This window comes from Streptomyces sp. NPDC001617 (genome assembly GCF_053596855.1).
Genome location: NZ_JBSFHA010000021.1, coordinates 78,221 through 90,234, shown reverse-complemented (window position 1 = coordinate 90,234; position 12,014 = coordinate 78,221). Strand labels below are relative to the sequence as shown.

12 protein-coding genes are annotated in these 12,014 nt (G+C 69.4%); 5 read left to right on the top strand and 7 right to left on the bottom strand.

All coding sequences use genetic code 11. From position 1 onward, the window contains the following. Positions 1–61: 61 nt before the first annotated feature. On the bottom strand, positions 62–1,000 hold the full coding sequence (locus ACWC09_RS18485; protein WP_450851589.1) for a MerR family transcriptional regulator: 939 nt from the start codon (positions 998–1,000) through the stop codon (positions 62–64). Positions 1,001–1,530: 530 nt separating this feature from the next. Here ACWC09_RS18485 and ACWC09_RS18480 point away from each other — a divergent pair. Both ACWC09_RS18480 and ACWC09_RS18475 read left to right on the top strand, forming a co-directional pair. Beyond that, positions 1,531–3,366: a TerD family protein gene (locus ACWC09_RS18480; protein ID WP_450851588.1), complete on the top strand. Its 1,836-nt coding sequence runs from the start codon at positions 1,531–1,533 to the stop codon at positions 3,364–3,366. Positions 3,367–3,733: 367 nt separating this feature from the next. Beyond that, a protein-coding gene (locus ACWC09_RS18475) for an IS5 family transposase (protein ID WP_450851587.1) occupies positions 3,734–4,560 on the top strand; the annotation gives its coding sequence in 2 pieces (ribosomal slippage) (positions 3,734–4,094 and positions 4,094–4,560; 828 coding nt in all). Here ACWC09_RS18475 and ACWC09_RS18470 read toward each other — a convergent pair. The 3 genes from ACWC09_RS18470 to ACWC09_RS18460 form a co-directional block, all read right to left on the bottom strand. Beyond that, entirely contained in the window at positions 4,557–4,799 is a 243-nt protein-coding gene (locus ACWC09_RS18470; protein ID WP_450851586.1) for a hypothetical protein, read from the bottom strand. The genes ACWC09_RS18475 and ACWC09_RS18470 overlap by 4 nt on opposite strands. Positions 4,800–4,881: 82 nt before the next feature. Then, entirely contained in the window at positions 4,882–5,298 is a 417-nt protein-coding gene (locus ACWC09_RS18465; protein WP_450851585.1) for a hypothetical protein, read from the bottom strand. Further along, positions 5,291–5,749, bottom strand: a complete 459-nt coding sequence (locus tag ACWC09_RS18460; protein ID WP_450851584.1) for a MarR family winged helix-turn-helix transcriptional regulator — start codon at positions 5,747–5,749, stop codon at positions 5,291–5,293. Before ACWC09_RS18460 ends, ACWC09_RS18465 begins: the two co-directional genes overlap by 8 nt. A gap of 63 nt (positions 5,750–5,812) precedes the next feature. Between ACWC09_RS18460 and ACWC09_RS18455 the strand changes: the two genes are divergently transcribed. Together ACWC09_RS18455 and ACWC09_RS18450 are read left to right on the top strand one after the other, a co-directional pair. After that, positions 5,813–6,181, top strand: coding sequence for a VOC family protein (locus ACWC09_RS18455; protein WP_450851583.1), 369 nt, complete (start codon positions 5,813–5,815; stop codon positions 6,179–6,181). 261 nt (positions 6,182–6,442) lie between these two features. Beyond that, positions 6,443–6,823: a winged helix-turn-helix transcriptional regulator gene (locus tag ACWC09_RS18450; RefSeq protein WP_450851633.1), complete on the top strand. Its 381-nt coding sequence runs from the start codon at positions 6,443–6,445 to the stop codon at positions 6,821–6,823. A gap of 241 nt (positions 6,824–7,064) precedes the next feature. On the opposite strand, the gene ACWC09_RS18445 is transcribed toward ACWC09_RS18450, so the two are convergent. The 3 genes from ACWC09_RS18445 to ACWC09_RS18435 all read right to left on the bottom strand — a co-directional run bounded on the left by ACWC09_RS18445 (position 7,065) and on the right by ACWC09_RS18435 (position 9,940). Next, complete coding sequence (locus ACWC09_RS18445; protein ID WP_450851582.1) at positions 7,065–8,612, bottom strand: helix-turn-helix domain-containing protein; 1,548 nt, start codon at positions 8,610–8,612, stop codon at positions 7,065–7,067. Further along, a complete protein-coding gene (locus ACWC09_RS18440; protein WP_450851581.1) occupies positions 8,612–8,920 on the bottom strand; it encodes a helix-turn-helix domain-containing protein in 309 nt (102 codons plus the stop codon). The genes ACWC09_RS18445 and ACWC09_RS18440 overlap by 1 nt, the downstream gene beginning before the upstream one ends. A 774-nt stretch (positions 8,921–9,694) precedes the next feature. Continuing rightward, positions 9,695–9,940, bottom strand: coding sequence for a hypothetical protein (locus tag ACWC09_RS18435; protein WP_450851580.1), 246 nt, complete (start codon positions 9,938–9,940; stop codon positions 9,695–9,697). A 528-nt stretch (positions 9,941–10,468) separates the two neighbouring features. Here ACWC09_RS18435 and ACWC09_RS18430 point away from each other — a divergent pair. Then, complete coding sequence (locus ACWC09_RS18430; RefSeq protein ID WP_450851579.1) at positions 10,469–11,689, top strand: metallophosphoesterase; 1,221 nt, start codon at positions 10,469–10,471, stop codon at positions 11,687–11,689. Positions 11,690–12,014 lie beyond the last annotated feature (325 nt).

Genomic DNA, 12,014 nt, shown 5'->3' with positions numbered 1-12,014 from the left:
GAGGCGGCGTATTCACACGACGCCAGCCGCGCCCGGTCCATGCCACCTTGCGACCGCCTCGTCATGGCTGTGTCCGGACGCGCAGAGCCTGGACGGACCAGTCGAACACCGAAGCCAGACTCTCCGGGGCCGGCCAGCCGTTGACCACTGCGAGCAGCTGGAGGTATCGCTCCCTGCGGGGGTCGTTCACGCTCTCCAGCCGAGTCGCCAGCCGGCGGCGAAGCTCGACGTCGTCGGGGCGGCCGAGGAGGTGCGCGTAGTGCGCCGTGAACGCCGCGACGATCGGATCGGCCTGGGGCGAGGCCGGGTCGATCCCGGCGGTCAGGGCCGGGCCGGCCTGATCACGGACGGCTGCGGCAATGTCGCGGCGCGGGCCCATCGTGTCGCTTCGGGGCTGCTCGGCTGCCTGGTCCTCGGCCATCCGCCGCACAACGGCGCGGAAATCCGGGTCCAGGGACATTTCAGCCAACTCCACCCACGCCTGGACCTGCTCCGCCTCCGGGTTGTCGGGCAGCTCGGGAGTCATCGAGCGCATGACCCCCGCGAATGCGGGGACGGCGTCAAGACCGCCGAAGACGGCGTCGAGGAAATCGCCGATCAGACGTCGGCGTTCGTCCTCGGAGAGCTGGGCCAGCCAGTGCATGAGTTCCGTCTCCTCAGGTGTGGACCCGCGCTCGGCCACCGCCGTCAGCACCGCCCGTTGCAGGCGCAGAACGCGGATCTGCACTGCCAGTGCTTCGGCGTGCGCCGCGGCGACCTCGGGAAGCGAGAGCTCGCGGTCCACGACCTTGCGGATCGTGGGAAGGTCCAGTCCCAGCTCGCGCAGGGTCCGCACGAGGTCCAGGCGTGCGACGGCGTCGATGTTGTAGAGGCGGTAGCCGGCCGGGCTGCGGTCCGTCGGCGCCACGATTCCGCGATCGGAGTAGAACCGAATGGTCTTGACCGTGAGACCGGTCCGCCGAGCGAGCTCGCCGATCGAGTAGAGCGTGTCGCCGTCCATGCCCCCACCTTTGTGTCTCCCCCTACTGGAGACTCAAGTCCCTTCGCCTGCCAGCAGCCAACCACTCCTCATTCACAAGTCTTGACAATGCCTCCCAGCGAGCGAATCCGGGGCGGACTGCGAGTCTTCGCAGTCCGCCCCGTTTGTATGTCCTGCGGGGTGACGTGCCGGGCCTTCCGCGCCGGGCAAAGAGCCGGCTGGAGGACAGGCAGTCGCCGGCCGTTCTTCCCCGCGGATACGGGGGCGCGCTCCGGGCCCACCGGTCTGGGGCGCGTCGCCGGCGCCCCGCGATCACATCGGCCTTCGGACCCAGATCCGGCTCAGCTGGAGTCCGCCTGACGGAGCGGACCTGCGCCTTGCCCATCCGGCTGCGCGTCAGGCACTGCGGTGGCCTGTCGACGCCCCCGTGCCCGGCCTGTGGTTGATCCAGGGGCGGCTTTCCGGGATGAAGGGTTATCAGTGTCACACTGTCTGCCCTGGGGAAAGGGGTGGGCCTCATGGGGTTCGGTTTCCGTGTGGGTGTTCCGGGGATGAGTGTGCGCGTCTCGACGCGCGGGGTGCGTACCTCGCTCGGGCCGCGTGCGGCGAGGATCAGTGTCGGCAGCGGCGGTGCCCGGGTCTCCTCCGGGCTCGGCCCGTTCTACGCCTCGAGTTCCCTCCGGGGCAGCCGGGGGCGGACCAGTACCCGGCGCAGCCCGCGTTCGCGCACGGTTGTGCCGTCGGCCGCGCAGTTGGAGCGGGCGCGCCGACAGGCGGAACGGGCTCAGCAGGAAGCGCAGCGTGATGCCGCGATCGCTGAGCTGCGCGAGCTTCGGCGCCAAATGACCGAGGTCCACTTGCAGGTGTTTCCCGCCGCACATCCGCCCGTGCTCCCGGAGGTGCCGCAGCTGGGTCTGCCGTGGGCACTCGCCGAGGCGCAGGCGTTCCATCTGCAGGGGGTGGGCCGACTGGCGAGGGCGGAGCGGGCCGCTGCCAAGCAGCGCGCCCAGCAGGACGCTCCCGCCTACCTGGCGGCAGAGACCGCGCGTCTGCACGCGATCCGGGACCGGATGGCCGACGAGGCCGGGCAGTGGTGGCAGGCCCTGCTCGCCAACGACGAGGGCATTGTCTGCGAGGCCGTTAACACGGCCTTCTCCGACAATCCGGCCGCCGGCTGCGCCGTCGGCGTGGACGGCTCGGTGATGTCCGTGCTGATGCGGCAGCAGGACCTCGACACGCTGCCCACCCAGACCCCCGGCCTGACCTCCAGCGGACGGCCGACACTGAAGAACCTCACCAAGCGCGACCGGCTCCTGTGGTGGCTCACCTCGATGGGCTCCCACCTCATTGCCACCCTCAAAGAGGGCTTCGCCACCGCTCCGGGCATCACCGCCATCGACCTCGCCGTCCTCACGCGCCTGCCCGACACCCAGCGCCTGGGCTTCGTCGCCTATGGCCGCTGGACGCGACAGGCGATCGAAGGCACTGTCTGGCGGGAGGCAGAGGACGCGCTGCGGTTCTTGGACCTCGGCCAGGACGTCGCCTGTGCTGTCACCACGACCGCCTCGGGGAATCTCTCCAGCTCCATCAAACCGCTGGATACGAGCCGGGTGCCCGGCCTGCAGGAGCTGCTGGGCAACGCTCAGGACGAACCCGATTCCGGCGGGGCCGCCCTTGCCGACCTCGACCGCACGCTCGGCGCCAACACCCCGCCCGACGACCCGGCTCCGGACGGCGACCCCTACCGCCTCACCCCGTTCGCCGCATGGAAGCACGCCACGCTCACCACCACACTGCCGCCGGCACCCCTGTTCCCGCCGTCCGCGCCACCGCCTCCACCACCCGCACCGGCTGCGCTGGTGGCCGGGCAGACCCTGGTATTGCCCGAAGAAGCCTGGCAAGGCCTGCGGATAGCCTTCCGTTTCGCCGGCGCGGACGCCGATCTCACCCTCTTCCTCACCGCCGACGACGGTCGGGTGGCCAGTGATGACGACTTCGTCTTCTACAACCAGCCCGCCACCGCCGACGGTGCCGCACGCCTGCTGGGCAAACGGCAGGAAGGACCGCATACCGTCGAATGCGCCACCCTCCACCTGTCCGCCCTGCCCGAACGGGTCCAGCGCGTGACCATCGCCATCAACATGGACGTCGACACCGGACTGACCTGCGCCGCCCTGACCCACGCCGCCCTCGACATGGACAGCCCCGCCGGCGCCGCGTGGACGTTCACCCCGCCCGCCGACCCCCACATCAAAGCCATGGTCATCGCCGAGCTGTACCGGCACACCCTCGACGGCCGCCCCGTGTGGAAACTCCGCGCCCTCGGCCAGGGCTGGGCCGACGGCCTCGACGCACTCGCCCGCGCCCACGGCGTCGACATCGCCTAACCCGACCACGCGCACCAGCCACCACACCCACACACCCCGGGCAGGCCGGCGACACCGGTGCGCCACCAGCTGTGGCCCGCCCCTCCATGTCCCCAGGTACCGGCCGCCGTTACTCGTTCAGGCAGCACCGACCGCACCTCAACCGCTCCAGGAACGCCTCCACCGTGAACGCAGCCCGCCGGCCACGGTGGAGGACCTGTCGTCACGAACGTTCCGACACGACCTGCAGCATGCGGTCGGGGCACCGCTTCGGTGCCCCGCCACCGGGACACGTCAGTCCACATACCACTTGCCGCACTTGAAACTCCTAACAGAATGCTGCAACTCGCCTTGGAATGTTGGTGTCTGATGGGTTGTTAGCCTGGACATGAGAAGGGGTGAGCAGCCGCCGTGGATCGTGCCGGATGGGCTGTGGGAGCGGATCGAGCCGTTGCTGCCGGTTGTGCCGCGCCGTACGGATCACCCCGGTCGCAAGCGTCTGGACGACCGGAAGGTGCTTTCGGGCATCCTGTTCGTGCTGTACACCGGCATTCCGTGGGAGTTCTTGCCCCAAGAGCTGGGCTTCGGCTCGGGCATGACCTGCTGGCGGCGCCTGCGTGACTGGAACGACGCGGGCGTCTGGCAGCGGTTGCACGAGTCGCTCCTGGCCGAGCTGAACGCCGTCGGCGCGCTGAACTGGTCGAGGGCGGTGATCGACGGCTCGCACGTCAGGGCGCTCAAAGGCGGCCCAAAACAGGACCGAGCCCGGTCGACCGTGCCCGGACAGGCTCCAAGCACCATCTGATAACCGAAGGGCACGGCATCCCGCTGGCGGTGTCGCTGACCGGCGGAAACCGCAATGACGTCACCCAGCTCATTCCCCTGCTCCAGGCCGTCCCGCCCATACGCGGCCGACGAGGACGGCCCCGACGGCGACCGGTCGCGCTCTACGCCGACCGCGGCTACGACCACGACAAGTACCGCAAGCAGGTGCGGGCCCTGGGAATCACCCCGGTCATCGCGCGGCGCGGCGTCCAGCACGGCTCGGGACTGGGCGTGCACCGCTGGGTGGTCGAGCAGAGCTTTGCGCTGCTGCACTGGTTCCGCCGACTGCGCATCCGCTGGGAGATCCGCGACGACATCCACGAAGCCTTCCTGAGCCTGGCCTGCGGCATCATCTGCTGGCGACGACTGGTCAACCTCTCACTTTGTTAGGAGTTCTTGGTGACGCCGTCGACCTCAGCACAGGTGCGTGCGGCGAAGTCGGCATTCAAGACGGACTGCGTGCGGCTGCCGGTGTAGGGGCCGCACATCTTCCAGCCCTCGCTCTTCGCCCGCTGGTCGCTGACGATGCCCTTGGTGTTGGGGAACTTGTGGAAGCTGCGGTCGACCCACAGCCGGTCGCCGGCCTTGCGGCCGGACTTGATCTCCGCGCGGCTGTAGCGGTCGAGCACCGACTCGTTTTGCAGCTCGACGCGGCGGCCGTGGAAGTCGAACCCGGCGACGAGTTCAGCGATCGCCTCCGGCGACAGCCAGTCACATGGCTGATCGCCGAACGGTCTCCCGCCACTCGGCCATTACATCGTGAGACTCATCCATGGCGGGATCGCGACATCCGCCGGGTGCGTAGGCCGGGGACCGGTCGGCGCGGAGCGGCACTGGAAAGACGACAACCGGCCGGTCGGCTACCCCGGCGTCAAGGGAATCGGGCAGATCTACCTGCTCGTCCTCGTCAGCCGCGACCAGGCCGCCCAGTTCCCTGTCGACGATGTACAGGGACTGGCCCAGGCCGTGGCTGTGCCAGGCGGTAAGGGCACCGGGCGAAAACCGGCTCATCGCAGTAGAAGGTGTGGTCGGGGTCTGTCGGTTTTCGAGGTCGCCGACACGGACTTCAGGCTCGCTGAACTCCTGTCCGAGCGCGACGAGACGTGTGCCGCGGAACGAGCTATGCACCCTCGTTGTCACCGCGCAGGGAATGGATCATGCTCTGCAGGATCCGGAACGCGTCTGACTGCTCGGTCTCGGCCAGGCCGGCCAGCATTCTGGCCTCGACGGACCGGACGGCTGCGCTCGCTTTCTCGAGGCTTCGTCGGCCGCTAGGTGTGAGCCGCGTGGGAAGCACCTTCCCGACGGGTGCCTCCGCAGGCCTGGTCACGTAGCCGTCTCGTTCCAGGGCCTGGAGCAATACGTTCATCGTCTGCCGTGTCACGAACGCGCCCCGCGCAAGCTCGGAGTTCGACAAGCCCGGTCGTTGCGCCAGCAGCTCGAGGCAGGAGTAGTGCGTCACGCTCATCCCGAGCGGCCGCAGCACTTCCTCCATGGCCGCGCGCAGCGCGCTCGACGCTTCTTTCAGCAGATAGCCCAGTGACGTCTCCAGGTCGACGCCGACACCTTCTTGACTCATGTCAGTATTCTGACATAGGTTGATGCGTGTCAGAAAACTGACACGAAAGGAAGGGATACCATCATGCCAGCCACCGGCCCCGACTTCATCTCGCTCCAAGTGCGCGACCTGGACGCTTCGCAGGCGTTCTACGAGCAGTACCTGGGCCTCGTCCGCTCGCCGGCCGGACCTCCGCACGCCGTGGTCTTCGAGACGAAGCCGATCGCGTTCGCACTCCGCGACGTCATTCCCGGCACCGACCTCGCATCCGTAGCTCAGCCCGGCATCGGTGCCGCGATCTGGCTCCACGCCACCGACGTCCAGGCCATCCACGACGCGCTAGTCACCGACGGCCACACCATCGTCTCCGCCCCGATCGACGGCCCCTTCGGTCGGACCTTCACCTTCGCCGACCCCGACGGCTACCAGGTCACGCTCCACGACCGCGCCTGATCGGCCAAACGCCACCGGACGATCATCAGCGGGTGCGCCCCAGGCTCGTGCGTGACGCTACCTGCTGCCCTGACGACGCCATCGTCCGCCAGTACATCGAGAAGCAAGAACGTCCGCTCCAAGGCGCACGTCACAGCAACCTTCAGATGCATACGTCCCCGGCATGAACACCGGGGCCTTCTGCCAGAGTCCCGATAACCTTGGGCCACGCACGACTCAGCCGGAGGCGTCTTCCTCGCCGACTGCCCCGCCCGGCTCGCCATCGACATCATCACCAACAAATGGGCCGTCTTCGTCCTGTTCGCCCTCAGTCGCGAGCCCCGTCGGCACAGTGAGCTCGTTGATCTCGTCGGTGGCATCTCCCGCAAGGTACTCACCCAGACCCTGCGCAGACTTCAGAGCTACGGCTTGATCGAGCGCCGTGCCTATGCCGAAGCGCCCCCACGGGTTGAGTACAGGCTCACCGACCTCGGCCAAACCCTCACCGAACCCATCGCCACCCTGACCGACTGGGCGAGGACGTACGGCGCCGCCGTCGTCGACTTCCAGGAAGCGGCGCAACAGGAGAGCACCTCCGGCTCCTGGCCTGTGACCGACACCGGACAGGTGATCAAGAAAGGCACTCCTCGAGCGGGTCTGTGAGCCGAGCAGACGGTCTGGCTCGTAGCCTGCCGCCCGTGCTCAGACCAGGCGCCCTCCTGTCGGGCCCAGCCGACGAACCGCCGGGCACAGCCGCCGTCCGCCCAGACCGGGCGGATGGAGAAGTACCTCGTGCGCCGCTGCTCCAGCAGCCGCCCGGCGACTCGCCCCGGTAGGCATGTGGCGGATCGGCGTGCCCTCGGTCATCTCGACCTCCTCGCCGGAGATTGGTCGGGTCGCCGATTCAGTCCGCTGGTTCGTCGTGCGGGTCGGGCGTGCCGACGGTGTAGATGTCCTTGACCTTCACCTCGCTGACGCCGCGGCCCTCGTCGAACACCGCGCGCCAGTCTCCGATGACGTGGAGTTCGTCGGTGCCCATCGCACGGACGACCATGAGGCCTTCGTCGTAGGCGCGGTGGGCCTTCCACCACAGGTTCGCGAAGGCCTGGGAGCGGATGAGGTGCATCCAGTCGGTGCGGTACAGCTCCCGGTTGTAGTTCGACTCCCCCAGCGTCGAGACGAACTTCGAGTACATCGCCTTGACGTACTCCAGCGTCACCTCGTCGTCCTCGGCGATCGCCCGGTCCCGGGCGTCCTTGAGAGCGACACGGAACTTCTCCAGCAGGCCTTCCGTCTGGCCGGAGGTCCACGACTCGTGGATCTCCGGCGGGTCGCACAGGCCGTACCTCGGTCCCGAGACCCTCAGCAGCAGGCGCAGGGTCGACTCGGTCACCCACAGCGGGCCTGGCTCGTCCCGGCTGCCGATCGGGTTGGGGAGGTAGGCGTCGTGCGCCCAGTCGGGCGGGGTGATCAGGTGGACGCCGGCGCGCCGCGGGTTGTGACGGTTGCCGGTGGAGTGCTCCAGCTGCCCGAGCGGCAGATGGGTCTTGAGTGCGCTCAAATAGGCGCCGTTGATGTCGAGCGCGGTGACCTCGTGCTGTCCGGACGGCAGTTCGGGCCGCGCCCATTTGGGGCGGGCCTCCCAGATCTGGTCTGCACCGCGGGAGGTCTGTTTGCGCAGGATGTCGGGCAGCCATGGGTGCGCCACCACCTCATAGCGGCCGCCCTTGCGACTGTGATCCAGCAGCGCCATCGCGTCCGGAATCGCTCGTTTCACCAAGGCCTTGGTGGCCGCGTCGAGGTCGCCGGAGTGCTCGGCGAGCGCGGCCGCGACGGCGGAGCCGATCAGGTCCGGCGTGTCGGTGGTCTTCAGACGGCGGCCGACGGGTACGACCCTGACGCCGTCCCCCGCCGGGCCCTGCCCGCCGGAGGACGGCCGCGCACTGCGGGGTTCCGATTGCGGAGCCGGCTTCCGCGGCACCGCGGGCTCGCTCCTCTGCGCGGGCTCGGCGGCATGACACTCGGCGGGGTCCAGGTGCTGGGGGAATCCCGCGACCTGGTGGCGGGCGGGCTGTCCGCACAGCACACACGGCTGGGCGGTGGCGAGCATATCGACGTCGTCGTCCTGGCCGGCTGCCTGCTCGGCGTCCGCGCGAAGCTCGTCCTCCGGCTCATCGACCGGGACTTCCTCGGCCGCCTCCGCTGCCTCGGCGGCCAGCTTGGCCTTCGCTCCCTCAAGGAAGTAGGCGTACTTCTCCCGCACTTCCCCGCCAGGGTCCCGCCCGGACTCCCAGCCCCCGACCGTGGACGGGCTCACCCCCAGGGCTTGCGCGAGCTGGGCGCGCGAGAGGTTCAGCTCTTCGCGCAGGGTGCGCCGCTCCTCGGCGGGCGGCAGCGCCACCTCCTTCTTGGCGCCGGCGAGCAGGGCGTCGATCGCGCCGAAGTCTGCCATCACACGCCTCCTTCGACGGCTGCGGGACGCCGGGTGCCGGCCTGTCGGCCGGGGACGCGGCGGCGGGCGGAGGGCAGTGCCTCGGTGGCCCGGGTGGGTCCTGCCAGGAGTTCGAGGACGTCGATGCCGTAGTGCGCGGCGACCGCCTCGCAGTCGGTCAGGCTCCAGGCCGCGGTGCCGGACTGACGGCGGCTCACCTGGGCCTGGCTCACCCCCAAGGCGGCGGCGAGTTCGGTCTGCGACTCGCCGGCCGCGTACAGGAGCGCCGCCACCGCCGACCGCACCCGCTCTTCGAGACCCATACTCATACAGCGGAATCTAGCACCCAAATCCCATGCTCTATACGTATCCTGCATTGCTCTGCTCGACCGCGCGGGAGCGATGCGGCTGTGCTCTCGCAGGGCCGCCGGGCTGCTGGGACATACGGCCGCGGAGGTTTGCGGACGACCGATCGCAGCCTGCTCGAAGATCCCTCTTAAGGGGACCGGTCGAACCGACTGTCGCCGAAGTGCCTCTGGGCAGCTCCTGCGATGCCGTCCTCATCGTGACGTCGGCATCGGACGAGGGGTGCGGGAACAGAACTCGGCCTGCTCCCGAACTTTCCAGGAACTTGGCATAGTGACGGAAGAGCTCCCGGCGTGCCGAAGATCGTAAGGCCGCTTGACCAGACCAGAGGCCAAGCGGCCTTACGGGTGAGCACTTCCGTGCCCGCCCCCATGTCGTTCCGTACGCAGCTGCGTCCACGTAGTTGCCGGCCTGATTCCGGAACAGCCGACGGTCAGGCGCCACGCCAGATCGATCGACGTGTTCACGGAGGATCCGAACGAACTGCGGCGGGATAGGCACAGGCCGTGTCGCGGTGGCAGCGCGACGCTTGAGCGCGGTAGCTGCGCGACGCTTGAGCGAGTGCACCTCGTGCACCGCACCGTCATCCGTTCAGTCCTTGCCTGCAGTGACGACGCCACCCGGCAGAGACGCCGTGGCGAGTCGTACGGGGTAAGGAGGCGGGTAGTTATTGGGCCAGAGGTACGCCGTCGGGCTGCCCAAGCTGGAGGCACGCCGCGCTGGTCTGAGCAGACCTGTCAGGCCCGCGCCGAGGATGGCCGGGACAGCAAGGCGTAGAAGCCGGCTTTGGGTGAGCTGATCAGCACGGTGACGGCGCCCAGATAGCCGGGGCCGACGATGGCGCCGACGTGCCCCACTCCGAGCCTGAAGCCGAGCGCAGTGCCGCGCAGGCGGGCAGGGTGGGATACGGCGACGAAGATGTTGACGAGCGACTGGGTACCGAGCGCGCCACAGCCGGCGAGGGCAGAAGCCAGGAGCAGCACGGGCCGGGGCTGCGGAATGCTGGCGTGAAGAAGCCGCGATCAGCGAGCGCCTGACATGCGCCAAACTCGACGGCGAGTTCATCGGCAGGGTGGTTCTCGCCTGTACCGAGGACAGTGGACTGCGGAGCCGGCAGACCCAGCGTGATCCGAGCGGCCTGCAGCACCGATTCCTCAGCGTCCTCCTCGCGACTGCTCACGTCGGCGAACCGGGCACAGGTCCGGAAGAGTTCGGCATTGCCCAGTCCGGGCAGTTCTTTCCGCAAGGCGGGATCGGCAGTGACACGCGACAAGGACGCCCCGTAGAAGCCGGTCCCCTCCACCCCGGCCCGCCTCACGGCTCCCACCTTCTCGGCCCACTTCAGCAGATCCCGGGATGCGCATCCCGGTGCGTGTCCACTCCCAGCACCGCCACCCCCACAGGGCGTCGACGACGGGCCCGCGGAGCGAGCGACGTACTGGGCACGGGCGAACTGGACAGGCCGGATACAGTGCGCGCGACGGCAGCCTGGTTGCTCAAGGAGGGCAAGCGTGACCGACACCAGCGAAACCCGACTCGCCGACAGTGCAGCGCTCCCGACTCAGCAGAGTCGACTGCACCGTCTGATGCGCTACCTCCCCCTGATCGCCCCCGTCCTGCTGTGGACCGTGCCCTGCTGGCTGCTGCTGCACACCGGCCAGCACTGGCCGCTCCCTGTCACGCTCGCCGGCACCGCCCTGTTCGCCCTCGGCCTGATCGGTATGCCGCTCGCGATGGTGCGCGGCCACGGCCGACGCCAGCAGGACTGGGCGGCGATCGTCGGAGACACCCTGCTGGGCACCAGCTGGGTTCTGTTCACCTGGTCCGTCGTGCTCGGCGTCCCGCTGCGGCTCGCCTTGACCGTGACCGGCGTCAGCGGCGGCCAGGACCGGGCCCGGATCGTCACCTGGGCGGTCCTCGGCGCAGCCACCGTGCTGCTCGCCTGGGGGTACGCCGAGGCCCGCCGGGTACCACGGGTACGCCGCCTGGAGGTGCAACTTCCGCGCCTGGGGGCCGGGTTGGACGGCACGCGCGTCGTCCTCATCACCGACACCCATTACGGCCCGCTCGACCGCGCCCGCTGGTCGGCGCGGGTCTGCGAGACGGTCAACAGCCTGGAAGCCGACCTGGTCTGCCACACCGGAGACATCGCGGACGGCACGGCCGAACGGCGCCGCGCCCAGGCCGCCCCACTCAGCACCGTGCAGGCCACCCGGGCCCGGGTCTACGTCACCGGCAACCACGAGTACTACAGCGAGGCCCAGGGCTGGGTCGACCTGATGGACGAGCTGGGCTGGGAGCCGCTGCGCAACCGCCATCTGCTGCTCGAACGCGGTGGCGACACCCTCGTGGTCGCCGGCGTGGATGACGTCACGGCCGAGTCCTCCGGCCTCGCCGGCCACGGCGCCCACCTCGCCGGAGCCCTGCACGGCGCCGACCCTGACCACCCCGTCCTGCTCCTGGCCCACCAGCCCAAGTTCGTCGACCGGGCGGCAGCCGGCGGCGTCGACCTCCAGCTCTCCGGCCACACCCACGGCGGCCAGATCTGGCCCTTCCACCACCTGGTCCGCATCGACCAGCCCGCCGTCGCCGGCCTCAGCCGCCACGGCACCCGCACCCTTCTCTACACCAGCCGTGGCACCGGCTTCTGGGGCCCGCCCTTCCGTGTCTTCGCCCCGAGCGAGATCACCCTGCTCGTACTCCGCTCCCCGCAGCGGCCCCCCACGCCGTAGCGCTGGGCGGGCCGGCGGTTCCGCCTGGAGATGCTGCGGTGTGCCGGCACCCCGAAGAAGGGCTACGCAGCAACGCCCTGCGCGTCACCAGCGGCACCACCGCCTTCCAGGAACGCGGCCGACCTCGATCGTGTGTGGAGCGATCCGAGGTGTACGCGATTTTCATGGCCCTGGGAGTGCCGGAGGCGAGGGAGTCGCCGGGAGAGGCCGTCGGCGCAGGCGATTCCCCAGCCAGGGCAGAGATGACGGCACACGCGGAGCGTGCAGCGTCCAGCGGCTCCTGCCTGCCGGCCACCGTGAAGGCGAAGCCGGTGCCCTGCGAACC